The 25,781-nt window shown below is 69.3% G+C and carries 16 protein-coding genes and 1 pseudogene; 4 read left to right on the top strand and 13 right to left on the bottom strand.

Annotation, left to right across the window (positions count from 1 at the left end; all coding sequences use genetic code 11):
- Nucleotides 1-2: 2 nt before the first annotated feature.
- Both FO470_RS11290 and FO470_RS11285 read right to left on the bottom strand, forming a co-directional pair.
- Entirely contained in the window at nucleotides 3-797 is a 795-nt protein-coding gene (locus FO470_RS11290) for an SDR family oxidoreductase (protein ID WP_144343057.1), read from the bottom strand.
- A complete protein-coding gene (locus FO470_RS11285; RefSeq protein ID WP_244616546.1) occupies nucleotides 781-1,887 on the bottom strand; it encodes an AbrB family transcriptional regulator in 1,107 nt (368 codons plus the stop codon). Before FO470_RS11285 ends, FO470_RS11290 begins: the two co-directional genes overlap by 17 nt.
- Nucleotides 1,888-2,314: 427 nt before the next feature.
- On the opposite strand from FO470_RS11285, the gene FO470_RS11280 reads away from it, so the two are divergent.
- The 3 genes from FO470_RS11280 to FO470_RS11270 all read left to right on the top strand — a co-directional run bounded on the left by FO470_RS11280 (nucleotide 2,315) and on the right by FO470_RS11270 (nucleotide 5,472).
- Nucleotides 2,315-3,310, top strand: a complete 996-nt coding sequence (locus FO470_RS11280; RefSeq protein ID WP_246659565.1) for a tripartite tricarboxylate transporter substrate binding protein — start codon at nucleotides 2,315-2,317, stop codon at nucleotides 3,308-3,310.
- Nucleotides 3,311-3,387: 77 nt separating this feature from the next.
- Nucleotides 3,388-3,888, top strand: coding sequence for a tripartite tricarboxylate transporter TctB family protein (locus FO470_RS11275; protein ID WP_246659564.1), 501 nt, complete (start codon nucleotides 3,388-3,390; stop codon nucleotides 3,886-3,888).
- A 9-nt stretch (nucleotides 3,889-3,897) separates the two neighbouring features.
- On the top strand, nucleotides 3,898-5,472 hold the full coding sequence (locus FO470_RS11270; RefSeq protein WP_144343054.1) for a tripartite tricarboxylate transporter permease: 1,575 nt from the start codon (nucleotides 3,898-3,900) through the stop codon (nucleotides 5,470-5,472).
- A 135-nt stretch (nucleotides 5,473-5,607) separates the two neighbouring features.
- Here FO470_RS11270 and FO470_RS11265 read toward each other — a convergent pair whose 3' ends face one another.
- The 8 genes from FO470_RS11265 to FO470_RS11230 form a co-directional block, all read right to left on the bottom strand.
- A complete protein-coding gene (locus FO470_RS11265) occupies nucleotides 5,608-7,194 on the bottom strand; it encodes a rhodanese-like domain-containing protein (RefSeq protein WP_144343053.1) in 1,587 nt (528 codons plus the stop codon).
- Nucleotides 7,191-8,120 (bottom strand): alpha/beta fold hydrolase, encoded by a 930-nt coding sequence (locus tag FO470_RS11260; protein ID WP_144343052.1) that lies wholly within the window; start codon nucleotides 8,118-8,120, stop codon nucleotides 7,191-7,193. Before FO470_RS11260 ends, FO470_RS11265 begins: the two co-directional genes overlap by 4 nt.
- Before the next feature lie 121 nt (nucleotides 8,121-8,241).
- Complete coding sequence (locus FO470_RS11255) at nucleotides 8,242-9,369, bottom strand: hypothetical protein (protein WP_144343051.1); 1,128 nt, start codon at nucleotides 9,367-9,369, stop codon at nucleotides 8,242-8,244.
- Between the two features lie 27 nt (nucleotides 9,370-9,396).
- Complete coding sequence (locus tag FO470_RS11250; RefSeq protein ID WP_186291931.1) at nucleotides 9,397-10,443, bottom strand: polysaccharide biosynthesis/export family protein; 1,047 nt, start codon at nucleotides 10,441-10,443, stop codon at nucleotides 9,397-9,399.
- A 341-nt stretch (nucleotides 10,444-10,784) separates the two neighbouring features.
- Nucleotides 10,785-10,979, bottom strand: coding sequence for a hypothetical protein (locus FO470_RS11245; protein WP_144343049.1), 195 nt, complete (start codon nucleotides 10,977-10,979; stop codon nucleotides 10,785-10,787).
- Between the two features lie 56 nt (nucleotides 10,980-11,035).
- Nucleotides 11,036-11,770, bottom strand: a complete 735-nt coding sequence (locus FO470_RS11240) for an ABC transporter ATP-binding protein (protein WP_186291930.1) — start codon at nucleotides 11,768-11,770, stop codon at nucleotides 11,036-11,038.
- A complete protein-coding gene (locus tag FO470_RS11235; protein ID WP_144343047.1) occupies nucleotides 11,767-12,591 on the bottom strand; it encodes an ABC transporter permease in 825 nt (274 codons plus the stop codon). The genes FO470_RS11240 and FO470_RS11235 overlap by 4 nt, the downstream gene beginning before the upstream one ends.
- A gap of 18 nt (nucleotides 12,592-12,609) precedes the next feature.
- The gene (locus FO470_RS11230) at nucleotides 12,610-13,902 is read right to left on the bottom strand and encodes a KpsE/RkpR family capsule polysaccharide export protein (protein ID WP_144343046.1); all 1,293 of its coding nucleotides are present in this window, start codon (nucleotides 13,900-13,902) and stop codon (nucleotides 12,610-12,612) included.
- Nucleotides 13,903-14,248: 346 nt separating this feature from the next.
- Here FO470_RS11230 and FO470_RS19835 point away from each other — a divergent pair.
- Nucleotides 14,249-15,568: pseudogene (locus tag FO470_RS19835) on the top strand (LTA synthase family protein); the annotation flags it as partial.
- Between the two features lie 20 nt (nucleotides 15,569-15,588).
- Here FO470_RS19835 and FO470_RS11220 read toward each other — a convergent pair.
- Genes FO470_RS11220 through FO470_RS11210 form a run of 3 tightly spaced genes read right to left on the bottom strand, consistent with a single transcriptional unit; the run spans nucleotide 15,589 to nucleotide 25,729 of the window.
- The gene (locus FO470_RS11220) at nucleotides 15,589-17,028 is read right to left on the bottom strand and encodes a glycosyltransferase family 4 protein (protein ID WP_144343044.1); all 1,440 of its coding nucleotides are present in this window, start codon (nucleotides 17,026-17,028) and stop codon (nucleotides 15,589-15,591) included.
- Nucleotides 17,025-18,410, bottom strand: coding sequence for an aminotransferase class I/II-fold pyridoxal phosphate-dependent enzyme (locus tag FO470_RS11215; protein WP_144343043.1), 1,386 nt, complete (start codon nucleotides 18,408-18,410; stop codon nucleotides 17,025-17,027). The genes FO470_RS11220 and FO470_RS11215 overlap by 4 nt, the downstream gene beginning before the upstream one ends.
- Nucleotides 18,407-25,729 (bottom strand): type I polyketide synthase, encoded by a 7,323-nt coding sequence (locus tag FO470_RS11210; protein WP_186291929.1) that lies wholly within the window; start codon nucleotides 25,727-25,729, stop codon nucleotides 18,407-18,409. Before FO470_RS11210 ends, FO470_RS11215 begins: the two co-directional genes overlap by 4 nt.
- Nucleotides 25,730-25,781 lie beyond the last annotated feature (52 nt).

The raw sequence follows: 25,781 nt of genomic DNA, 5'->3' as shown, positions 1-25,781 counted from the left end.
CTTTAAACGAGGCCGCGCGCGATGCCGCCGTCGACATTGATGGCCTGGCCGGTGACGTAGCTGGCGAGCGGGCTGGCGAGCCACGCGACCATCACCGCGATCTCGGCTGGCTCGGCGAAGCGCTTGAGGGGGATTTCGTGCGAGAATTCCTCGAAGACGTCCTCGATGGCGACGCCGCGCTCGGCGGCGATGCGGGTGGCGCGGTTGATCCAGAGCGGGGTCCTGGTGCGGCCCGGCCCGACACTGTTGATCCGAATGCCCTGTTCGCCGAGTTCCAGCGCCAGCGTCTTCACGAGGCCGAGCAGCCCGGCCTTGTGGACGTTGGTCATGACCTGATGCGCGTAGGGCATCTTGGCCGCGGCGGCGCCCAGCGTGACGACGGCCGGCGCCTTGCCCTTCGCGAGCAGCGGCACGCCGGCGCGGATGGTGCGCACGGTCGAGAGGACGTTGAACTGGTAGCTGGCCAGCCAGTCCTCGTCGGTCAGCTCGGCGAAATCGGCGCGCACGCTGCCGCCGACGGCGCTGACGAGGATATCCAGCGCGCCCCAGCGTCGTCCGGCCTCCTCCGCCAGCGCGGTGGCCGATTGTGCGTCCTTCACGACATCCGCGACGAAGATGTGCGGGGCACGACCGCTCGCCTGGACGAGGCGTGCGGCGGCGGCCTCGAGATTGTCGCGGCTGCGTGAAGCGATGATCACCTCCGCGCCTTCACGCAGCAGAATGTCGGCGGTGGCCTCGCCGATACCGTAGCTGCCGCCCACGATGACGGCGCGACGGCCGTCAAACCCCAGATTCATAATGGCTCCTCAGGACAAGGCGGTAGACGCGAAACACCACCAGGATGGTCGAGGCGATCACCGCGATGCGCACGATGTGAAAGGCGGTCACGAGCTCGGCGTCGGCGTGCATGGCCTTGGCGGTGAGCACCATCTCGGTGATGGCGGCCGGCGCCAGGGCGAGGAAGCTCGTCGTCAGGGGCAGGCCGGTCGCAAAGGAGAGGACCTCCGCGCCGATGGCGGCGGCGAGGATCAGCAGCAGCGCGACCAGCAGGCCGGCGGCAGCCACGCGGGGCAGGCGCATGAACAGATCACGCCGGAACCGCATGCTGAGCCAGACGCCGATCATGATCTGCGCCGCCACGATGAGTAGGCCGGGCACCGCCACGTTGAGCAGTCCGGAGGCGCCGAGCGCCGCACTCGGCAATAGCGAGCCGAGCAGCCACGGATTGGGGATCACAGTGGGACGCAGAAGCTGGGCGCCGAGATAGGCGACGGCAAGGGCCAGCAGCAGGAGCATCACGTCATGCGAGGTGGCGGGATCGACGGCGGTGACCGTGCCCTGTTCCCCGAAGGCGAACACCATGAAGGGCACGACGCTGACCACGGTCGTCACCCGCAGGGCGTGGACGATGGAGACGGCATTCGTGTCGCCGCCCCGCGCCGCGGCCACCACCGCCATGTCGGCCATGCCGCCGGCGGCGGTGGCGAAGAAGGCCGTGGTCGGATCGATCCGCGCAAGCGGACGCATCAGCAGGGCGCCGAGGAAGGTTGCGGCGATGATGTAGAGGGTCGCCGCCAGCATCGCCGGGAGCAGCTCCAGCGAGACGAGCAGAAGATGAGGCGTGAAGCGCATGCCGATGGCAAGGCCCACGATGACCTGTCCGATCTCGCGCAGATGAGGGCCTGCCTGCAACGGGACGCCCAGCAGGGTGAGCGTGCCGCAGACGAAGAGCGGTCCGAGCATCCAGGGCAGGGGAATATGAATGAGCGAGGCCAGATAGCCGGCGACGGCGGCGATCGAATAGGTCGCAATCAACCGCAGCCACCAGCGGAACACAGGGGAGCCCAGCGCGCCGGTCTGGTTCGAATCCTCTGGGATTTCGGCCATCAGCTGTCCGCCGCTCCGGCGCGCCGATCAAAAGCCTTCACGGCTGATGCCGGTGGCAGTCGTGAGCGGTCGGGCGAGCCGATGGACATGGCGAATCTCCCATGGCTTCCATCTCGAAGCGGCAATGTCCGCCGGCGGAGCCTGGAATGATTGAGCCAGCTTGAGTGAAAACTGTCAACAGAACAAAGGTGCCGCATTCACGTGGCGAGCAGCACGTCCATGCGGTTCGGTCGCTAATTTCATTGACAGGAAAAGCAGTGGCCGCGCTGACTTGCCGCCATGACGCTCTGGTATTCCAGCGAAGCGGTCTGCAAATCTGTTGACAGTTGACGGATGCGGAGACAGTCTGAGTCCCAGCCTGAACCCACACGGTCGCGCAGCCATTGCCACGAGACGACCGATTCAGATGGAACGGCGGGAGGAAAACATGACAGATTTCACACGCAGAGATGCATTCAAAATCACGGCGGGCGGGCTGGCGGTCGCCGGCGGTCTCGTCGCCATGCCGTCGATCGTGCGCGCCGCGAACTATCCCTCGCGCCCGATCAACGTGATCGTGCCGTTCGCGACGGGAGGCTACAACGACCGGCTCTCGCGCGCTTTCATGCCGTATCTCGAAAAGGAGATCGGCCAGCCGATGGTAATCGTGAACAAGCCGGGCGCCGGCACCCAGCTCGGCAATTCCTATGCGCTGAACCAGCCGGCAGACGGCTACAGCATCCTGTGCACGTCCGCGGCCCCCTATATTCCGCTCACCGTCCTGCTGCAGAACGCACCCTACAAGGTTGAAGATTTCGCGATGCTGAACCTGCCGTCGCGCGACTACACGCTGGCGGCCACTTCGGCGGGCAGCGAGATCAAGACTTTCGCGGAGGTGATCGAGAAGCTGAAGGCCGATCCGGGCAGCCTGAGCATCGGCGTGCAGCCGGCTTCCGCCGACTACGCCAACATGATCCTCGCTTTCCAGGCGGCCGAGATCGATCCGACCAAGCTGCGCATCGTGACCTATGATGGCGGCGGTCCCGCCCGCAACGCCACGGCCGGCGCGCAGGTCGATGTCGGCTTCGTCGGCGGCGAGGGCTTCCTGCCGCTCAAGTCGAAGATCCGTCCCCTCGCCATCTTTGCGGGCGAAAAGGTCGATTGGTTCCCCGAGGCTCCGCTGGTCTCCGAGAGCGGCCTGAAGACCGACTTCGTCGAAGGCTCGCAGCGCGGCTGGGCGGTGACGACCAAGCTCAGGAACGAGCAGCCCGAGATCTACAAGTTCCTTGTCGGTGCGGTTGAGCGGGCGAGCAAGAACCCGAAGGCCATCGAGACGCTCAAGCTGCAGGAACTGGCAACGACTTGGTACGGCCCCGAAGCGTCGGACAAGGCCTATCTCGACAACGCCGCCAAGATGGCCAAGTACGTCGACCTTCTGAAGTAACCCGCATCAATGGAAGGCGGACGGCGCCCGTTCTCCGTCCGTCTTCGCTCTCCTTCCTCTGGCTAACGGAGATGACGATGCGCATCGGTCGGCACACCTACGCCATCGATTACGGCCATCTGACACTCATCACGCTGATCGCGGTTGCCATCTTCTGGTATCTGCTCGACGCCCGCAGCGTTTCGCTCAGCATCAACAATATTCTTCTGGTCCAGCCTGTCGCGATATTCGCGCTGGCCATGTACCTCTTCATCCTTCCGCAGTGCTTCCGCAAGGTGGATGCGCGGGAGATGGCGAAGGCGCCGGCCGAGCAGGACCCGCTGTCGCCGACCCTGCCCTCCGAACGTTCCGATATGATCCGCATGGCGGCGCTCGGTATCTCGCTGGGCCTGATGGTGGTGCTCCTCGATGTCATCGGCTTCGACATCGCGTTGTTCCTGTTCACCGCCGCCGCCATGGCGATTTGCGGCGAGCGCCGGCCGCTTCACCTGCTGATCTTCTCGCTCGTCGTCACCGTGGTCGCGATCTACGGCTTCCGCGCGCTGATCCCCTTTCCCATGTTCACCACCATCCTGTGAGGCGCGAACATGATCGATCTTTCCGCCTTTCAGGATGCGCTGGGCATCATGTTCTCGTCGGTCGGTTCCTGGGGATGGATCGTCCCCGGGCTGATCGTCGGCCTCGTCTTCAGCGCCATTCCCGGCATCTCGATCACCATGGCGATGGCGATCGTGCTGCCGATGTCGCTCTACATGGACTTCTTCTCGGCCATCGTCTTCCTGACCTCGGTCTATACCGGCGCCGGCTTCGGAGGGTCGGTACCGGCCATCCTGATGAACATACCAGGATCGCCATCCTCCTTCGCCACGACCTTCGACGGCTATGCCATGTCGAAGAAGGGCGAACACAATGAGGCGCTGGGCTACGCGCTGTTCGCTTCCACCATCTGCGGCATTGGCGGCTATCTCCTGCTGCTGCTCGTGGTGGAGCCGCTCGCCGACATCGTGCTGCGCATCGGACCGGTGGAGATGTTCGCGGTGGCGATCTGGGGCATGCTGCTGCTCGGCTCTCTCGGCTCGACCTACATCAGCCGCGGCCTGCTCGCCGCCGCCTTCGGCATCCTGCTCGGCACTGTGGGCATGAACACCGCCGGCTTCACCCGAGGCACGATGGGCATTCCGGTGCTGCTCGACGGCATCGCGCCCATTCCCGCGATGATCGGCCTGCTGGCGGCGGGCCAGCTCCTGAGCCTTGCTGGCCGTGACTACATCATCGAGGCCGAGGGGGCCCGCGAAGTCAGTGTGCGCCGCATCCTCAAGGGCTGCTGGGGCACGCTGAAGTTTCCGGGCGTGCTGCTGCGTGGCTCGATCATAGGCATCGTCATCGGCGCCGTGCCCGGCGTCGGCTCGTCCATCGGCAACCTGATCGCCTATGCGGAGACCAAGCGCACCGCCAAGGACAGCGCGACCTTCGGCAAGGGCAACCCCAAGGGCGTGGTGGCGGCCGAGTCCGCCGTCGCCAGCGCCGAGGGCGGGTCCATGGCGACCATGCTGGCGCTCGGCATTCCCGGCGGCGGCGCGACCGCGATCCTGATCGCGGCGTTCATGATGCACAACATCGTGCCGGGCCCGAGCTTCATCGAGACGCAGAAGCCGATGGTTTATGCCATCATCCTCAACAACATCGTCCAGGCGATCGTGCTGCTGGCGGTGGGCATCGGCTTCATCTACGTCGCCTCGAACATCGTCCGGGTCCGCACCCGCTACGTGCTGCCGGCCATCCTCGTCATCGCTACCCTCGGCACCTACGCCGTGACCGGCGAGACGGCCGGGCCGATAACGCTCTTCGTCTTCGCCCTGCTCGGCTACGCGCTCGCCCGCTACCAGTACCCGGTCGCGGCGGTGGTGGTCGGCATCCTGCTCGGGCGCATGCTGGAAACGGAGTTCCTGCGTTCCTACCAGCTCAGCGGCGGCAACCCGCTTTACATCCTTGAGCGTCCCGGCGCGCTCGCCATCTTCGCGGTGATGTTCGCCTCGCTGGCGATGACCGCCTGGGGCAAGCGCAAGCAGAACAAGGCCGAGGCCGAGGAGGAGGCGGCCATGCTGCGCCTTCAGCAGGAGGACGCGGCTCGCGGGGCTCACACCACGGCCAGCAAGGGCTGAAGCTGCCCGTCTCCCGATTGCTCCCCCAGCGGGGCGGGTGCGAACCCGCCCCGTTTTCTTGAGCGGTGGATCACAAGAAAACAAAGCCCCTCCACCGGCGATGGAGGGGCTTTCGACTTTGGGAATGCTTGGGCGTCAGGCGAGTGTGTCGATGGGAACCCAGCCGAAGGAAGCGCGCTCATCTTCGTCGAGCTGGGCGACGAGGCCCATCTCCCAGGCGAGGTAGCGACGCGAGGCTTCTTCGTTGCCGTCATGGCGATCGTGCACGAACCAGATGCGGTCCAGCGCTTCGCCCCGGCTCATTGGCCGGCGTTTCCCGTCGATCGCCCAGCCGGCCGTGGCGCAGGCATCGAGGTCGGCGGCGAGCCAGTCACAGGCGATGCCGTGTTCCGCAAGGTCGACAGCCATCGCGGCGGCGGCGCCGGCATCGCCATGGAGCAGTACCCGCTCGGTGCCGGTCGGTAGTTCGATGGTCCGGCCGCGCAGGGTCCAGTGCGCGCCGGCGAGGCGCCGCTCCTCCCATTCGGCGGAAGACCGCAGATCGAGCACCGGTACGCCGCCCGCGGCGCGCTTGGCCGCGGCCGAGGGGGAAAGCGCGACCAGCTCTGCCGGCGGCTTCAAGCCGGGAGGGGGGACCGACAGGGCCGGCGGATCGTTTTGATCGCTGAGCGTAAGGACGTGCACCTCGTAGCCGAGTGCGCGCAGGAAAAGCCCGGCGAGCCCGGCCCGGAGCCCGGTGTCGTCCATCAGGATCAACCGCGCATGGCGGACGCCGACATATTGGTCGGTCGCCTGCACGAGCTGCCCCGTGAGCACGGGAACGGCGCCCGGCACGGGCCGGGCCGAGCATTCGGTTGGGCTGCGCAGGTCGAACAGGAACGTCGTCCGACCTTTCTCGGTGAGCCATGTCTGGGCTTGAACGACCGTGGCGCGAGGCAACTGGGCGGCGGCGATGAGGCGGTCGGCACGCCGGCGGCTGATGGCCGCTGCCTCGTCATCCAGTTCGGGCATCGGGCTGGGCTCTGCGCCGCGCTCCAGCGGCAGACCCGCGAGCGCCCAGCCCTGCGTTCCGTTCTCGAGAGCATAGACGGGGTTGCGAACGCCGAGCGCGCGCAGGCCAAGTGCGCCCACGATGCCGCGCGTCCGGCCGGCGCAGGTGATGACGATGGGCGTCCCTTCATCCGGAACCGTTGCGGCGAGGCGATGCGCCAGCTCGCCATTGGGCACGCAGCGAGCCCCGGCGATGCGCATCTTGGCGAACTCGCCGGGCGGCCGTGCGTCGAAAAAGGCGTGCGGCTTGCCCTCGCGCTGCCAGAGGGCAAGCGTCGCGGCGGGGATCATCCTCGGGTGGTGATCGTGTTCGAGCAGTTCCCCGAGCGTTTTGCTGGGCACGTTGACGCCCGCGAAGACGCCGAACCCGGCCGCTGCCCAGGCCGGCATGCCACCCGTAATGACCGCGAGATCGACATAGCCGCAGGCGGCGAGGCGCCGGGCGGCCTTCTCCGCCGTGCCGTCATCGTCGTCGATCAGAAGAATCGGACAATTCCGGCGTGGAACCAGCGAAATTGCCGACAGTTCCAGCCGGCTATAAGGGCAAGGGATCGCGAAGAGTGCATGCCCGTCACCGAAGGCGGCCGCCTCGCGAACATCGAGGAGGGCCACCTCGTCTCCGGCATGGAGACGGCTCTTCGCCGTCTCCGCCGTCACCTGGGTGAAGGTCATGCCACCGGCTCGCCGCGGAAGAAGCGATAGAAGGCGGCATAGATGAGATCCGGCCGATGCTCCGCCGGATAGTGGCCGGTCGGTACGGAGAAGCCAACCAGATCGTCGGCCCATTCCGACCACGCCTCGACCGGCTTGAAATGGCGGCCGCAATGGCTGTTGTCGCCCCAGATCACCAATGTGGGGCAGGCGATGCGTCGCTTGCCGTAGTCCGCCGTGTCCATGTCGAGATCGACGGTGATGGTGGCGCGATAATCCTCGCAGACGGCGTGGATCTGCTCAGGGGTGGCGCAGCGTATATATTCCTCCATCGCCTCCGGCGTGAAGATGTCGAGGCCGACGCCCTTCTTGTTGAGCTTGTAGCGCATGTAATAATCGAGATCGGCGCCCAGCAGTTTCTCCGGGAAGGGGGCTTTCTGCGCCATGAAGAACCAGTGGTAGCTCTCGCGCGCCCACCCGAGCGTGATGTTGTTCAGCACGTGGTGGGTCGGCACGATGTCGAGTGCCGCGTAGCGGGTGATGCGCTGGGGCTGGTCGAGGCACATGCGGAACCCGACGCGCGCGCCTCGGTCATGGCCTGCCACCGCGAATGTCTTGTGACCCAGTGCGTCCATGACGTCGAAGGCATCCTCGCCGATGGCCCGGAAGGAATAGCCGGAATGATCCTCGCCGCCATAGGGCTTCGAGCTGTCGCCATAGCCGCGCATGTCGATGGCGACGACGGAGAAGTCGCGAGCGAGCGAGGGGGCGACCTTGTGCCAGCTCACCAGCGTCAGCGGGTTGCCGTGGATCAGCAGGAGCGGCGGTCCTTCGCCGGCGGTGGCGACGTTGATCTCGGCGCCGCGCGTCTTGATGCGGTGACGGGCGAAGCCCTCCATCAGCCGGGTGGACGGAACGAGCTCGGGCACGGCTTCTGCGATGGCCATGGGCGTTTCCTCTCCTGTTTCCGATTTCTGTCTACTCTATTGTTGCCAACTGTCAACAATTTGGTCGATGTGTCGCGGGAGGTGGAGAGGACCTTGACGTGGCTGCTCGCGATGGCCGCGCCTACTGCGCCCAGTAGGCGCGGTCCGCGATGGCGGAGGCGTCCGGCAGCGGCTGGTCGGCGGGGCGCGGGTGGATGTTGGTGTAGTCCTCGCACAGGGTCATGTACCAGAGGCTGCTCTGGCCGGTGCCGGGGTCGACGATGCTGCGCACATAGGCGTCGTCATGGCCGGGCGCATCGGTGAAGCGGGTGCGCAGCGAGATGTCGAACGTGCCTCCGGCCGGTGGGCTGCAGCGGCCGCGCTGGCGCAATTCGCGGGCGAGGTCGGTGGCCGAGCGTCCGCTGCGCGGATGGACCCAGCCTTCCCGCGCCCATTTCTCCCAGCGGGAGAGGCCGAATTCGCGCGTCCAGTAGGTCTGCTCCATCTGCATGGTGCGGCCGGGAGAGAGGCCGTCACGGCTCGCCTGCGCGAAATGGTTGGAGACGATGGAAGTCATCTCGCGGCCGGACTTGTAGCGCATGGGTGTGACGAGCCAGGTCGTCAGCGCGCGGCGGAAGCGGGTCGGGCAGGCGGTGGGAAGCTGGGAGGCGGAGCCCGTGGCGAGGCGGCTGAGGAACACGCCGAAGCCCGTTTCGCCCGTCGCCGGAACCTGCGCCGGCGCGATCACCCAGCCGCGGAAGAAGCGGCGGGAAGAGCTGCTGCCGTCACGGCAGAACGGCGTCTGGTAGATCGACAGCGCGACCGGGCTGTAGCTGCCCATGATGAAGCCGTAGCCCTCGTCGTGCCACTGGATCGAGGCGGTGCCGTCCTCCGGCCGCGCGGCGCCGTCCCGGCTGCCGCTGCAGGGGGAGGGGGGCACGCCCTGCGTCGAGGAGATGATGCGCGTCTGGCCTTCGCGCTCCACCGGGCGGTTGAGCTTGCGAACCGTGCCCCCGTCGTCGGTGCAGCTGCGGCCGGGGTTGAGGAAGTTGCGCAGCTCGTAGGGAGGAAGCTCGTCCGCGCGGATGTTGCGGCGTCGCTCGCACCCGGCATCGCCGGGGACCATCGAGGGCACGATGCGGTCGGCCGCGTCGACGCAGACGTCCATGACCATGTAGTCGGCGATGGAGGTCGGCTCGGCCGCCCGGAGCGGCGGGGCGAGGCAGCCGAGCAGCGCCACGCCCCACACGAGATGAATTCCGCGCCTCATATTGCCTCCCCGGTTGCGGGCGAAGCGCTACTCCGTCCAGGCCACATTGCCCGAGCGCGCCACCGAGCTGATCATCAGCGCCATGCGCAGGAACTTGGTGAACTCGGCGGCGGGCGAATTCGCGACATAGACGATGTCGCCGGCGCGCACCGGGAAGGCGCGGGCGACGAAGTAGCCCGTCGGATCCTTCAGGTTCAGGCGGTAGACGACCGGCACCTCGCTGTTGCCGGACAAATGCGGGGATTCCGGATTGATCGCCCGCAGCACGCCCGCCTGCTCGTAGCGGAAGATGAACACGCCGCTCGGGTCGGCCTGGTTGTCGATCAGGCCGCCGGAGGTGCCCATCGCCGAGGCGACGGTGAAGTCCTCGCGGTCGATCGGCATCTCGCCGGCGCCCTTCACCGCACCCAGCGCCGTGAAGGTCTGCGGCCGACGGAACACGTACACCGTGTCGCCCGGCTGCATGAAGATGTTCTCGTCCGGCTTGGCGAGGACGGCGGTAAGGGGCATCGTCGTGCTGCGCTTGCCGCGCGTGACGCGCAGGAAGGTCTCGTGCGGCGAGGCCTTGATGCCGCCGGCCTGCGCGATCACTTCCAGCAGCCGGTCGCCCTTGACGTTGAGGTTTACCCGGCCCGCGCCGGTGAGGTCGCCGACCACGACGACCGAGGAGGCGGTCTGCTGGGGCAGCGTGACCAGCACCTGCGGCTCGATGGCCTTGCCCTTCAGCCCGTCCTCGATGGTCTGCGCGATCTGGCTCGGACGCTTGCCGACGACCGAGATGTCGCCGACATAGGGCACCTTGATGCGGCCGTCGCGGTCCACCGTCTGGATGGGCAGCGTCTCGCTGCCGGAGCCGGCATCGACACCGCCGCGCCCGCCGAACAGGCCGCCGGAGCCGGCTTCCCAGATCGAGATGGAGACGGCATCGCCGACATTCACCCGTGTTTCCGGCGCCGCCTGGCGGGCGCCGAAGCTGCGCGCGAGGCTGGTCGAGCGCCATTCGCGCATCGCGTTGATCGCGCGGCTGTCGACGTCGACGATCTCGTAATCGGTCGGCGTTTCCCGTGGTGACACGACCTCCTGGGTCAGAGGCCCCGACCCGGAGAAGAAAACACATCCACCAAGCGCCATACACAACGCTGCAAGCCCGGTGAGGCGGGCCGTCGCACCAAGGTTAAGCAAGTCGGCCAATCCCTTTGAATATAATCCGGGACTTATAGAACAGATAAAGGTTCAGAATTCGCTATACGGGCGAGACTGGCGGAACATATTCACTCAATGTGTTCGGAATAACACAAAAAAATGAACTAAATTTCCGTTTGTTACTATAGTACCGTCACTTGTATACAATAGAGTATGCGGACGCGGACGCCGGCCGCGAGAGGCCGGCGTCCGCTTGCTTCAGGTGGGCGATCTCACTCGGCCGCGGGCGGCAGAGCGGTCTGGCGGGAGAAGAAGTGGCGTTCCGCCTTGAGCGCGCGGCGTGCCGCCTGGATGCATTCCTTGCGCTTCTGGATGCTCAGCTCCTTCCAAGCCGTCTGGTCGAACTCGACGAGGCGACGGGCGACGAAGCGTTCCAGCTGTCGGCTGATTTCGGGCATGTCGGTCATAGTGGCTCCTCCAGAGTAAGGTCGGGAACGTCCCGACCGAAAGCGATGGACAGGTTTCAGGCCAGTGGCCCGAAGGGCTCGTCGACGTAACGCTCCTCCGTATCGTCGTCCTCCAGCGGGGCGTCCGCCGCGCTGTCGTCGATGGTCCGGTAGAGGCGTATGGCGTCGCCGATACGGTCGAACATGTGCAGTTGCCCCTCATGCAGCACGGCGCCGATATCGGCGAAGCGGCGCAGCATCTGCGGGGACCGCGTGGTGAAGATGAGCGTGGCCTGCGCCCGCCGCGCCTGCACCAGTTCGGCGCAGCGCTCGCGGAAGACGCCGGCCCCGCCGAACAGGGCCTCGTCCGCGATGAAGATGTCGAACGGCATCGCGTAGGAGGCGGCGAAGAGGAAGCGGGCGCGGCGCTCGCGCGTGTAGCTCGACAGCGGATGGTCGATGGCCTCACCCATCTGCGCGAAGCGGGCGACGAAGCGGGCCGCGGCATCGCCGTCGAAACCGTTCACCCGGGCGACGAAATGCAGGTTCTCCCGGCCGGTCAGCGCCGCGTGATAGGCCTGCGTCGTCGCGACCGGCGGCGAGATGGAGCCGACGCGGCGCACCTTGCCGTGGTCGGGCAGGGTCGAGCCGCCGATCAGGCGGATGAGCGTCGACTTGCCGGCGCCGCGCGCCCCGAGAATGCCCACCGAGGCCCCGCGCGGGAACGCCGCGTTGAGATGCTCGAAGACGTGGTTCGGCCCGCGCGCGGAGCGGAACGTCTTGGCGATGTCGCGCATCTCCACCGCCATCATATCAGCCTCGGACGGAACACACGCTCGAGCGCCAGCCCGATCAGCAGCGACACGAGGCCGAAGCCGATCAGATAGGACTTGTCGAGGGTGAGGGTGGGATAGGTCAGGTAGAAGCCCGAGCGGAACCATTCGAGCCCATGCAGCAGCGGGTTCCAGCTCAGGAAATAGCGGATCGGCGGCGGCATGAAGTCGGGCACGAAGAACACGCCGGACATGAAGATGAGCGAGCGCGACAGCACCCCGTAGATGATCGCCCAGAGCCGGAAGAAGGCGCCGATCACGCCGTTGATCAGGCCGACGCCGATGGCGAGCAGCGCCGTGGCGGCGAAGCCCTGTATGGCGAGCATCGGCCGGCTGGGGATCGCGTCCTTCACGCCGGTCGCATAGATGAAGGTGAACAGCAGGATGGCGACGATGAGCAGCGTCGCCGTCTCCAGCAGCGCCCGCGCCAGCATGATGTCGAGCGGCTGTATGGGTGCCAGCGCCCGCACCAGCCCGCTGGCGCGGATGGCGCCGGTCGTGCGCCCGGAAACGTGGGTGAACAGGAAGAACGGCAGGATGCCGGTGCCGAGGAACAGCAGCAGGCTGGTGCCGAAGTCCGGGCGGCGGCCGATGAAGGTGAAGATCGTCATCATCATCGTGAGCTGGAGGATCGGCTCCAGCAGCGCGAGCAGGTAGCTCAGCCGCGACTGCACCGAGCGCAGCCGCATCTCGCGCAGCATCAGGGCGATGATGACGCGTCCCTGCGTGCGCAGGCCTTCCGCGATCCGGCTCAGGTCCGGGCCGCGGCGGGGTGCGTCGAAGGGGGGGATGTAACTCATCGCGCTAGGCTTTCCCGCTCACGCCACGTGGTCGCGGATGGACAGGAAGATCATGACGCTGACGAACCACAGCGCGCCTGCCGCCAGGAACACGATCAGCGTCGAGATCAGGCGCTGCGGATACTGGCTGGACTGGGCGATGGCGGGCTGCACATAGGTCGCGACATAGGTCTGCTGGGACGCCGCCTCGGAGCGCGCGAGCTCCAGCGCGGCCAGCGTCGTGTCGTAGTACTTCTCGGCGAACTGCCGGCTGAGGTCGACGTCCTCATAGTTCGACAGGACGTCGGACAGGCGGGACTGTGTTCCTGCCGCCGTGCCGGTGGAGGCGTCGGTGGTCTGGCCGTCCCGGCCGCCCTTGCCGATCTCGCGCTCGGTAGTCGCGATCTGCTTGGTGGTGGCGGCGATGCGGCTCTCCAGCACCTTCACGGTCGGGGCGTTGGGGTCCATGTAGGTGCGCAGCGAGGCGAGCTGCGACTGCAGGCCCGCCAGTTCCCCGCGCAGTTTCATCGCAAGGTCGAGCGTGCCGCCGGCGGTGCGGGCGGCGTCGGGGGTCTGTTCGAGGTCGCGGAACCGGCGCATGTCGGCGCGGGCGCCGCGCAGGCGCTCCTCCGCGCGCGATACGTCCGCCTCGGCGAACTTGACCGCGTCCCGCCGCGAGCGCGCCGAGATGTCGTTGATCAGCTTCTCGCTCTGCGTCACCAGTGTGGCGGCGATCTTGTGGGCGTCCTCCGGGGTGAAGGCACGCACGCGCACGAGCGCGAGGCCTGTCGCGAGATCGAACGAGGCGTCGATCATCGACTGCCAGTAGCTGACCAGATTCTCCATCGTGTCGTCGCCGCGCAGCCGCGAGAGACGGTCGACACCGGAGCGGGAGTACATATCCCGGAGGTTGACCGTCGCCATCAGGTCCTCCACCGCCTGCCGGCTGGTGAGGTAGTCGATGACGAGGAAGTTGTCGGTGTAGACGCCCGCCCGCGCGGCGGCGCCCAGCGCGCTGGTGGCGGAGGTCGTGCCGGCCGGCGCGAAGTCCTGGTTGCGCACCGCGAAGCGGAACTCCGATACGTACTGATTGGAGACCATCAGGCCGTAATAGAGGCCCGCCGCCAGGGTCGGCAGCACCACCATCAGCAGGAACGATGCCCACAGCCCGGCCGAGCGCCGCCGGCGCCGCGAGCGCGGCAGGCCCTCGGTGATCTCCGAACTCTCCGCCTCGGGCAAGGCGAAGGCGTCGCGCCGGGCGACCGGGCGCGCGGGGCGGGGCCGGGCGCGGACCGGGGCCTCGTTGGTCGCGTCGATGTCTTCGTGTGGCACCGGCCGCAAGGCCTTGGCCTTGGGAAGGCCGAGAGGCGGTGTCCGGTCCCGGGAGGGAGGCAAATCCTTGGATGCGGACAGGCCGAGAGCTGGGTTCAGTTTACTCATGAGAATAACCTTTCCCGACACGCGGCGCCCCCGCGATGTGTGTTGAAAAGCGGCATCTCTCTGCTGATAGGCAGACTTCAGCTTCAATATAAGCGTAGATATCGAACTCATTATTGTGTTTTTTCTCGTGGAAAAATTCAATTTTATTGTCTAGCTTCGCCTCGACTGTACGAAGCGTGCGTGAGGAGTTGCGGTGAATACCATCAAGGCGGCCGCGGTAATTTTCGTTCTGGCGATCATGGTCGCCGGTGCCGGCTGGCTGGATCGTCAGGCTGTGCCGCAGCGCGCGCGGGCGATGCGCCCGCCCGTGGCCGCGCACCTTCTGGGCAGTGTCGTCATGGGCTGGCTCTGGCTGCTCTGGTTCGGCCTGTCGGCGCGTCCCTTCTTCGCCGCGGCGGCCGCGCTGGCGACGCTCGCCGTCTTCGTGCTGATCTCGCGCGTGAAGCACGCCTATCTGCGCGAGCCGCTGGTCTTCAGCGATCTCGGCTTCCTGCCGACGCTGCTCCGCCATCCCGACCTGTTCTATCTCGGCCGCGCCAGCGCGGCGGGGCTGGGGCTGGCCGTCATCGTGCTGGGAGGCCTGATCGCCGCCTGGACCTCGGTGGAGCCGTCCGACCTTGGCGGTGCGGCGCAGCTCGCCGCCTTGGCGCTCGCCCTGCTCGCCGCCGCCGGCTTCGCCCTGCGGCCCGCCGGGCTTGCGGGTATCCTCGTCTCGCTCGAGAAGCCCCTGATGGAAACCCCGGCGAATGTCTTCGTCGGCACGCTGGGATTGAGCGTCTCGCTGGTCGCCGGCTTCGTCTTCTGGCGCCGTGACGGCAAGAGAGCCGGGCCGGGTGGAATGGCCGGCGTCCCGGCGGGGGAAAGCCCGTACCGCGCCGTCATCATCCTGCAGGCGGAATCCTTCGCCGACCTGCGCCGGGAGGGCGTCCCGCTCGACCTGCCGAACCTCGACCGGCTGCGCCGCGGGGCGATGGCACACGGCCGGCTGGAGGTCTCCTGCTACGGCGCCTACACCCATCGCTCCGAGGTAGAGATGCTGACCGGCGTGCCCTTCGCGCGCCAGCGCATGGACCGCTTCGATCCCTATCTGCGGCCGCAGAAGCTGGCCCCGGCCTCGCTGGCCCGGGCGCTGGGGGGTGCCGGCTGGCGCACCGTCTTCCTGCACCCGCACGATGCCCGCTTCTTCCGGCGCGACCGGGCGATCCCCCGTCTCGGCTTCGCGCGCTTTATCGGCGAGGAGGCGTTCGCGCCGGGCGACCGTTTCGGTCCCTATGTCGGCGATCGCGCCGTGGCCCGGCGCATCGTCGAGGAGATCCGGGCGGCGAGCACGGCCGACGAGCCGCTGTTCCTCATGTCGGTCTCGATGGAGGCGCACGACCCCTACGGCCCCGGCCGCCTGTCCGGCATCGCCGACCCCGTGCAGCAATACGCGCGTCATCTCGCCAATGCCGATGCCATGCTCGGCACGGTGGCGGCAGCGCTCGACGCGCTGACGGACCGCTCGCTGCTGGTCTTCTACGGCGATCATGCTCCGATCCTTCCCGGGCATGAGGGGTTGGCGGACGACACGGCCACGGACTACCTCGTGCTCGAATGCGGCTGGACGGCGAAGCAGAGCGCGCGGACGTCCTCGACGTGCTCGCCGGCCGGAATCAACGGCCTGCTGCGCTCGCTGCTCGCGGCGGGACGCCAGCCGGCCACCGGACGCGGGGTGCCGGTCGGCCGGGCCACGACGTCGATGATGCGGTCGACGATGGAGAAGTGATCCGACCAGCGCGGCATCCACAGGCCGGAGAGCTGGCGCATCTGTGCGGCGCGTGCCTGCGAATCCGGGCGGGCATATTCCTCGATCGCCCGCGCCCAGCCGAGCCCGTCGATCGGGTCGAGATAGCAGGGGGCGGAACCGGCGATGTCGCGGAAGGCCTGCAGGTCGGAGCAGATCACCGGCACGCGCAGCGCCATCGCCTCAAACAGCGGCAGGCCGTAGCCCTCGGCGAAGGAGGGGAACAGCACGGCGCGCGCCTGCTTCATCAGCCGGCGCAGGTGCACATCCGGCAGGCGGTTGCACTCCAGCACGTGGTCGCCGAGCTTCCGGCAGCGCTCGATGATGTCGATGACGTTCTCGTTCTCCCACCCCCGCCGGCCGACGATGATCAGCTTCGGCGCCTTGGGGCCCAGCTTCTCCACCAGCACGCGCCAGGCATGCAGCAGCACGAGATGGTTCTTGCGCGGCTCGATGGTGCCGACGGTGAGGAAGAAGGGATGGGCCGGCGGCGGCGGCGCTTCCTCGGTGTCGAACTCGTCCTCCACCCCGAGGGGACTGACGATGGACGGGGGCACCGCCATGCCGCTGCGCTCGGCGAAGGATTTGAGCTGGTTCAGCGTGTGATGGGAGTTGCTGATGATCGCCTCGGCGGAGGCGAGCACGGTGCGCATGCGCGTCTCGTGCTTCTCCGCGTCGCCCGGGCGGACATATTCCGGGTGGGTGAGCGGGATGAGGTCGTGCACGAGGTACATCGGCCGCAGCCCGTGGCCGCGCACCATCGAGCGCACGCCGTTGATCGAGTTCAGCCCCTCATGCGAGACGTTGAGATAGACGGCGCCCTGCGAGTTGCGCCGGCGCATCAGCCGCGGCAGCAGGTTGACCGGCGACAGCAGGCGCTTGAGCGGTGGCAGCATGTCGGGCAGGGCCGAGCGCAGGGCCGGCGCGGTATCGACCGGGGGGAGCGTGCCGGGCGCGAGGTCGAGGAAATTCTCGATCGCCACCAGCTCGCGCCGCGTGACCCGGCTCTCGGACTGCTTCCACTTCAGCGCCAGCGTGTCGATGAAGGCGGAGACGGTATCGGCGTCGAGATACCAGGTGGACGAGCGCACCCGCGCCACGAAGGCCGTGCGGTCCTTGTACTGCCGGTTGCCGATCAGGTGGCGCGCATAGGCGAGCTCGACCCGGTCGATGCCAGTCGGCGTCGCCTGCGCCGAGCGCCGCAACAACCGGGTGATATCCAGCACGACCCTCATGTCATTCCCCCAAGCGCCGCACGCGCCGCCGCATCGTGATCCCCCTCCGCAAACCCCAGCGCGGCGAGGAGGCGGGTGCTCTCGTCGAGTTCCTCGACCAGGATGCGGACGGTGTCGTCCAGCTGTTCCCGGTCATGGTCGGTGGTGATGAAGAAGCGCAGCCGGGCCGATTTGTGCGGCACCGCCGGATGGATGATCGGCAGCACGTTGACCCCGCGCGCGAGCATCCGCTCCGAGAGCAGGACCGCCTTCAGCGAGTCGCCCACCATGACCGGCGCGATGGCATGGCCTTCGGCGGTGCCGGTGGAGAGGCCGGCGGCCTGCGCCGTCGCCAGGAAATGCCGGGCATTCCTCTGAAGCGCGGCGACGCGGCCGGTATCCTCGCCCATGACGTCGAGGGCGGCGAGGGCCGCGCCCGCCGCCGCCGGCGGCAGGCCGACGCTGTAGACGAAGCCCGGCGCCGTGACCTTCAGGAAATCGATGAGCGGCTGCGGCCCGGCGATGTAGCCGCCGCAGGAGGCGAGCGACTTGGACAGCGTGCCCATCCAGATGTCGATCCGGGCGGGATCGAGCCCGGCCTGCTCGGCGATGCCGTGCCCGTGTGCTCCGAGGACGCCGATGCTGTGCGCCTCGTCCACCATCAACCAGGCGCCGAAGCGTTCCTTCAGCACCACCAGGCGCGACAGGTCCGGCGCGTCGCCGTCCATCGAGTAGAGCCCCTCGACGACGATGAGGGCCCGGCGGTGGCTGGCGCGCTCGTGGACGAGCATGTCTTCCAGCGCGTCGAGGTCGTTGTGCGGGAAGGACCGCCGCGCCGCGCCAGCGAGCTCGGCCCCGACGATGACGCTGTTGTGGATGAGCGCGTCGTGGAACACCACGTCGTCGGCGCCGACGAGGCTGCCGATGGTGGTGACGTTGGCGGCGTGGCCGGAAACGAAGACGACGGCGTCGTCCGCACCGTGAAGGCTGGCGAGCCGGGCCTCCAGCTCGCGGTGGATCGGCCGCTCGCCGGCCACCAGCCGGCTGGCCGAGACGCTGGTGCCGTAGAGCTCCATCGCCGCCTGCGCGCCGCGCCGCACGTCAGGGTGGCCGTTGAGGCCGAGATAGTCGTAGGAGGCGAAGTTGATCACCTCCCGCCCCTCGATACGGCTCACCGCCCCGGCCCGTCCCTCATGTGGGCGGAAGAACGGATTGCCGATGCCGAGCGCCTCGCCCGTCGCCCGGATGAGGCGCAACTCCTCGAAGCCGGGAAGCGTCTCGAACGAGGTGTCGTAGCTGGGCGTCACGGCCGGGCGCGCGGGTTCCGGGGCGCGCTGGCGCATGCGGGCGAGGAGTGTCGCCCTGGCGGTCGCGTCGAGCCGGATGCCGTCCTGAAGGGTCATCGCAGCAGGCTCCCGTCACGGCGGTTCTCGGCGCCGATCCGCGCCTGCAGGGCCTCGATGGCGCCGGCCGAGGGCTCAACCCGCAGATGGCGGTCGATGAGGCCGGCTCCCTCCTCGGGAAGATGGATGCCCGGCGCCGGGATCGCGTCGCCGCCCGTCTCGGCCGAGGGGCGCAGCTTGCGCATGACCTTGTCGGCGACGTCCTGCAGCGTCGCTCCGGCGCCGAGGCCGAGCATGGGCATCGCGACCTTGTGGCGGCGCTGCATCTCCATGTCGAGCTCCAGCGCCATCAGCGAGTCCATGCCGATGTCCCCGAGCGGGCGGGTTGGGTCGATTTTCTCGCCGGGCAGCCGCAGGATGCGGCCGACCTCAGCACTCAGCAGGCGCAGCACGGTGGCGCGCGCCTCGCTGTCGCTCTGGTCGGCGATCAGCGCGAGCATCCCGGCTTCGGCATCGCTGTCCGTGTCTTCCGCGAAGGCGGGGCGCAGGGCGGCGAAGCTGGCGCCACGCATCACCGCGAGTTCGCGCGCCGCGCGCCAGTCGACGGGCGCGTGAACGGAAACCGGCGGCGCGTCCGCCGTGGCGAGGCAGGCGCCGAGGTGATCGAGCGCCTCAGCGGCGCCGAGCATGCCGAGCCCAAGCCGGCGGCTCAGCTTCTCCGAGGTCGCCGCATCGCGCGCCAGCACGCCGGCATCGGAGATCGCCCCCCAGGCGACGGCGAGGGCCGGACGCCCCTCGGCCCGACGCCGGCGCGCCAGACCTTCGAGATAGGCGTTCGCCGCGACATAGGCGGACTGGCCGGGATTGCCCACCAGCGTGGTCGCCGAGGAGAACAGCACGAAGTAGTCGAGGTCGAGGCCGGCGGTGGCGGCATCGAGGTTGCGGGCGCCATCGACCTTCGGGGCCAGCACGGCTTCGAAGCGGTCGTGGTCGAGATCGCGCAGCAGCGCGTCGTCGAGAACCATCGCCGTGTGCACGATGCCGGCGACACGCCCGTAGCGGGCGGCGAGGCGGGAAAGAAGGTCGGCGCAGGCGTCGGGATCGCGGGCGTCGAGCGTCTCCGCCACGATCTCGGCCCCTTCCACCGTCAGGGGCGGCTCGATGATGCCGCGCCGCGAGGCGACCACCACGTGGCGCGCACCGTGCTCCGCCAGCCAGCGGGCCGTCTCCCGGCCGAAGCCGCCGGTGCCGCCAACCACCACATGCACGCCCTCGGGCGAAGCGGCGAAGGCGGCGTCCGCCACGGGACCGGGGGCCGTTCCGGTCGGCAGGAACGCCGGCGGCCGGATGAGGATCTTCCCGACATGGCCGGAGCTCTGCATCAGCCGGAAGGCCGAGCGCACGTCGTCGGCGGCGAAGAGGCGATAGGGCAGCGGCCGCAGCGTGCCGGCCTCGAACAGGCGGGCAAGCTCCGCCAGCATCTCCTTCACCAGCGTCGGCCGGGCGGCGATGAACTGGTCGGCATCGACGCCGAAATAGGTGAGGTTGCGCGCGAAGGGGCGCAGGCCGAGGCCGGTATTGGCGATGAAGTCGCGCTTGCCGAGTTCGACGAAGCGGCCGAACGGCTTGAGCGCGCGCAGGGAAAGCTCCATGGCGCGGCCGGCGAGCGAGTTCAGCACCACGTCGCAGCCGCCCGCCGCCTTCAGCCGTTCCGCGAACAGCGTGTCGCGGGAATCGTGAACCTCGTCGGCGCCGAGCAGCCGGACCAGCGCCCGCTTTTCCGGCGAGCCGGCGGTGGCGACGATGCGCGCGCCGCGCGCCTTGGCGATCTGCATCGCCGCGAGACCGACGCCGCCGGCGGCGCCGTGGATCAGCACGGTCTCGCCGGCTTCCAGCCGGGCGCACTGCACGAGGCCGTACCAGGCGGTGAGGAAGGCGACGGGCAGCGTCGTCGCCGCCTCGATGTTCATGCCGGCCGGCACCTTCAGCGCCGCGGCGGCGGGAAGGGTGGCGTGGCTGGCGAAGGCGCCGGGCGCGAAGGCGACGATCTCGTCGCCGGGCACGAGGCCGGCGACATCCGGCCCCACGCGGGTGACGGTACCGCCGCCCTCGAAGCCGAGCGTCGGGCCGGCGAAGCCGTGCGCCAGCATGTCGTCGCCGATGAGCCCCTGCGCGAACATCACGTCACGGAAATTGAGGGCGGCGGCGGAGATTTCGATCTCGATCTCGCCCGGGCCGGGGGCTCGGCGCGCCTGCGGTTCCCAGGTGAGGCGGTCGAGCGAGCCCGGCCGCTCCATCACCAGCCGCACGGCGGCGTCCGGCTCGCCCGCCGGTGCCGGCGCGGCGGCGATGCGGACGGCGAGAAGCCCTCGCTCGTCGAGCACCAGCTCGCGTTCGTCTGTCAGGCCGGCGATGGCGCGGGCGAGATCGGACACCGCCGCCGCGTCCAGCGCCGGACGGTCGATGGCGACGAGCTTGATGTCGAGATCGGGATATTCGTTGATGACCGTGCGGCCGAATGCCCAGAGCGCGGCGGCGGTGGGCGCCTCGCCAAGCGGATTGTCCGCGACGACAAGGCGAAGGGCCGGCGCCTTGCCGCCCGCGCGCATGGCCTCCACCAGCCCGCGCACCTCGTCCATGACGGCGGCGAGCGAGGCGGCGTCGTCGCCGGCCTCCAGCCGCAGCACGAGGATGTTCCCGGTGCCGGCGCTTGCCGCGTCGGCGGGATCGGCGTCGAGCCGATGACCACGCTCGCCGATCAGGCAGGAGACGGCGTCTGCCTCGTACAGCGCCGCGATGCCCCCGGCGGCCGCGCGCTGTCGGGCGGGCTCGGTGGTTGCGGCGGCAAGGATGGCGATCTCCGTCGTCGCTCGCGCGTCGGACAGGGGGCGGGCGTGCGGCAGGGGCGGCACATCCATCGTCAGCAGGCGGGCGAAGCCGCTCGGAGCGACGCGGAGCGCCGCCAGCGCGCCGCCGGGGCGCAGCGTGCCGAGCAGGCGGCGCGTCGCCTCGTCGGTGGCATCGAGCGGTTCACGCGGATCGACATGCAGCACGAGGTCCGCCGTCGGCAGCGCATCCTCCTCGCACAGCGTCATCCCCACGCGGGGCGATATCCGGTCGGCAAGGCGCAGGCGCGCGGCGCTGTCGGCGGGCAGCACCGCCAGCGAGATCGCGCCGGAGGCGACGAGGGTGCGCAATCCGTCGAGCGTCGTGCCATGCCGTTCCACGAGCAGCACGGCGAGGGGCGCCTCGCCGTCGCGCGCGGCGGCCTCGACCAGCGCCACCGCCTGCGCGGCGACGGTCCGGGCGGCGGGCGATCCGGCCTCCCACTGGTCGATGAGGCCGACGGGATGGGAGATCGAAACGGCCCCGCGCAGATGATCGGCGAGATCGGCCGCGAGGCGGGCGCCGATGGCGAGCTCGGCGGCGCGGTCCGGCGCCGTGTCGGCGATCTCGTGCAGCAGCGGCTCGGGCGCGGGAAGATCGCTGTCGGCCTCGACGCGCCAGCCTTCTTCCGGCGTGTGGCGGGCGAGACCGCCCTCGGCGAGGAGCCGCAGCAGGGCGAGGAAGGTGGTGCGCCGCTCGTCGGCGAGAGCGCCCCGGCCGACCAGCGCATCGATATCGACCGGCATTTCCGTGGCCGTCTTCCCGATGACCGCCATCACCGCGCGGTGGGCGATGGCGTAGGCGAGGGCGTCGAGCACGAGCAGGTCGTCGGCGGCCGGCACCTCCTCCCGCGCGTCGAGGAAGGCCTCGATCCGGGCCGCGGTCCCGGTTCGCGCCGGCCCGAGGCGGACGAGGCTCTGGCGGAAATCGCGGTCGAATTCTTCCGTGGCGGCAAGGGCGACGGCCCGCAGCTCGACGCCGTCGATGCGCGCGACCTCGGCGTCCTCGGCATCGAACAGGGCGACGTCGAGGGCGAGCGCGCGCGGGCTGGCGCGATGAACGGTCAGCGTCGCCCGTACCGGCGGCGCGGCGCTGCGGACGGTGAGCGCGGCGAAGCGGACCGGCAGATAGGCCGAGCCGGCTTTCGAGGGCCCGCCCTGCGCCGCCACCTCGGCCGCCATCACCAGCCCATGAAGAGCGGCATCGGCCAGCGTGGGTGGCAGCACATAGATGCCGGGCTCCGGCGCCTCGGCCGGCATGAGATCGAGATGGATCCGCGTCCCGGCACGGCGGGCGGAATGCACCAGCCGGAAGGCCGGGCCGTAGTCGAGGCCGAGCCGCGCGGCGCCGGCATAGAGCGCGTCGGCATCGAGGACGCTCTCCGCTTCTTCCGCCGGTGGGGCTGGCAAGACCTCGGCGGCCGGCACGCCGGCGTCGGCGAGGACGCGTCCCCGGGCGTGAACGGCCCATTCCTGCGAGCCGCGGGCCCGCGAGCCGATGGTGACGCCACCATCGGCCGCCATCCGCACCTGCGTCTCGACGCTCTCGCCGGGCGTGAGCCGCAGCGCGCTGAAGATGTCGAATTCTTCCAGCCGCAGCCGGTCGGTGCCCAGCGTCTCGCGCCCGGCCGCCAGCGCCATCTCGGCGAGGCCGGTCGCGGGCATGACGGCGTTGCCGCCGACCTTGTGGTCGGCGAGGAAGGGCCGGGAATCGAGGTCGAGCAGCCCGCGCCATTCGCGCCCGTCGCCATGCAGCCGGGTGCCGAGGAGCGGATGGTGCTGGCCGCCGGTGCCGGTCAGGTCGACCGCCTCGCCGGTGCGCGGCGGACGGATCGGCTGGCGGTGCCACGGCGTCTTGGGCAGGTCGATCCGCCCCGGCGCGGCGGCCGGGCCGAAAAGCCGCGCCTCGTCCATCGCCGCGCCGTTGACCAGCGTCGCCAGGATGGTGCGCCCGATCGGGTCTTCGTCCGCCCCGTCCTTTTCCTGCAGCGAGGCGAGCACCGTCGCCGGCCGCCCGACATCGGCGAGGATCTCCCGCACGAAGCCGGTGAGCACCGCTTTCGGGCCGATCTCCAGGAAGATGCCGATGGAGTCGTCCTGCGCCAGCGTGCGGATGGCGGGATCGAACTGCACCGGCTGGCGGATATTGTCCCACCAGTAGCCGGCGTCGAGCGAGGCGTCGTCGACGATCTCGCCGGTGAGTCCGGAGACGAAGGGGATCGCCGGGGCCTGCGGCACCAGCGGTGCGAGGGCCTCGATGATCGCCTCGTAGAGCGGGCCCATGCCGGGAGCGTGGAACGGGTAGTCGATGCCGAGGCGCTTGCCGACGACGCCCTGCCGGCGGGCAAGGCGCAGCACCGCGTCCACCGCGCCGGCCGGGCCGGAGAGCGTGACGCCCTTTGGCGCGTTGAAGGCGCCGATGACGACGTCCGGCTGCTCGGCGGCGGCGATGAGTTCGCTGGCCCGGTCCGGGCTCGCCATGAGAAAGGCCATCAGCCCGGTGCCGCGGGTCTCGGCCTGCAGGCGGCTGCGCCAGTAGATGAGGTGCGTGGCGTCCGACAGGTTCAGCGCGCCGGCGACATGGGCGGCCGCAATCTCGCCGACGCTGTGGCCGACCACGGCGGCCGGCTTGCAGCCGGACACCATCAGCACCCGGGCGAGCGCGACTTCCAGCGCGAAGATGAGCGGCTGGGCGATCTCGGTGGCGGCGAGCGTCGTCTCGTTCGGCGGCTGCCGGAAGGCGGCGGCGAGCGACCAGCCGGCCAGCGGCTCGAAGATGGCGTCGATCTCGTCGACGGCGGCGCGGAAGCCGGCGCTGGCGTGCCAGGCCGCATGGCCCATGCCGGCATATTGCCCGCCATTGCCGGTGAAGACGAAGGCGACCTTGGTGCCGGTTCCGCGCGCGGTGCCGCGCAGCAGGGCGCCGTCCTTGCCGCCGCGGGCGATGCGGCGCAGCTTGCCGGGCGCGTCGGGATCGCTGGCCGGAATGGCGAGGCGATGCTCCAGCCGCGCGCGGCCATGCGCCACGGCATGGGCGAGGCGTTCCGGTTCGGCTTCGCTCTCCAGCCGCCCGGCATAGTCCTCCGCAAGCGCCGAGAGCGCCTCCGCGCTGTGCGCCGAGAGCATTAGCACCGGCGCCAGGGATGCGGCGGTGGTAGGTACCTCATGCGCCTCGGGAAGGCGGATGACGGCATGGGCGTTGGTGCCGCCGAAGCCGAAGGAGGAAATGCCGGCGGCGCGTGCGTCCGCGTCGAGCGCCAGCGGTTCGGCGGCGGGGCGCAGGTTCAGCGCCTCGAAATTGATGTGCTCGTTCAGCGTGTCGAGATGCAGCGAGGCCGGCAGCTCGCGCCGTTCCAGCGCGTTGAGCGCCTTCAGCAGCCCCGCGAGCCCGGAAGCCGGTTCCAGATGGCCGATATTGGACTTCACCGAGCCGATGGGCAGCGGCCGCGTGCGCCGCGTGCCGATCGCCTCGCCGACGGCGCGGGCTTCCGCCGGGTCGCCCACCAGCGTTCCCGTGCCATGCGCCTCGATGAAGGCGAGACTGTCCGGGTCGATGCCGCGCGCGGCGTAGAGTTCCTCGAGCAGGCGCTGCTGCGCCCGGCTCTCCGGCATGGCGATGCCGAGCGTGCGCCCGTCGGAATTGGTCCCGCTCGCCATCACCACGGCGCGGGGCGTCGCGCCCATCGCACCGGCGGGACCGAGACGACGCAGGATGGTCACCACCCCACCCTCGGCACGGACATAGCCGTCGGCGCTGCCCGAGAACGGCCGGCAGCGCCCCGTCGGCGAGAGCATGCCGGCGCGGGCGAAGCCGACGAAGTTGAACGGGCTCGCCAGCACGTTCACGCCCGCCACCACGGCGGTGTCGATCTCCCCGCTCTCGATGGCCTTCACCGCGCGGTCGAAGGCGACCAGCGAGGAGGAGCAGGCCGTGTCGATGGCAAGGCTCGGGCCGGTGAAGCCGTAGACGTGGGAGATGCGGTTGGCGACGATGGACAGCGCGTTGCCGGTGACGAAATGCGTGTCGGCCGCCGCGATGTCGGCGACGAAATGCAGCGAATGGTCGAGCGAGGAGGCGCCGACGAAGACGCCGACATTGGCCCCCGCGACCGCCGACAGCGGAATGTTCGCGTCCTCGAACGCCTCCCTCACCAGTTCCAGCAGCAGGCGCTGCTGCGGGTCGATCTGCTCGGCCTCGCGCGGGGAGAGACCGAAGGCGCCGGGATCGAAGCCGTAGATGTCGTCGAGCACGCCCGCCGCGAAGGTGTAGGAGCGGCCCGGCACGCCACGGCCCGGATGCAGGAAGCGCTCATGCGACCAGCGGTCGGCCGGAATCTCGCTCACGGAGCATTCGCCGCGCGCCAGCAGCGACCAGAACGCCGCCTCGTCCGCCGCACCCGGCAGACGGCAGGCGCAGCCGACAATGGCCGCGGCGTGCACCGGCTGCGGCGGGACGGCGTGCGGGGCATCCGCTCCATGAACGATGCGATCCAAACGGCACCTCATACGGCTTCGCCGGATGTCGACAACCGACCATGCGGCAGGC

The organism is Ancylobacter moscoviensis, from assembly GCF_007559435.1.
Taxonomy (GTDB): Bacteria; Pseudomonadota; Alphaproteobacteria; order Rhizobiales; family Xanthobacteraceae; genus Ancylobacter; species Ancylobacter moscoviensis.
Note: the sequence above shows the minus strand (reverse complement) of the source record. Positions and strands in the feature narration are given on the sequence as shown.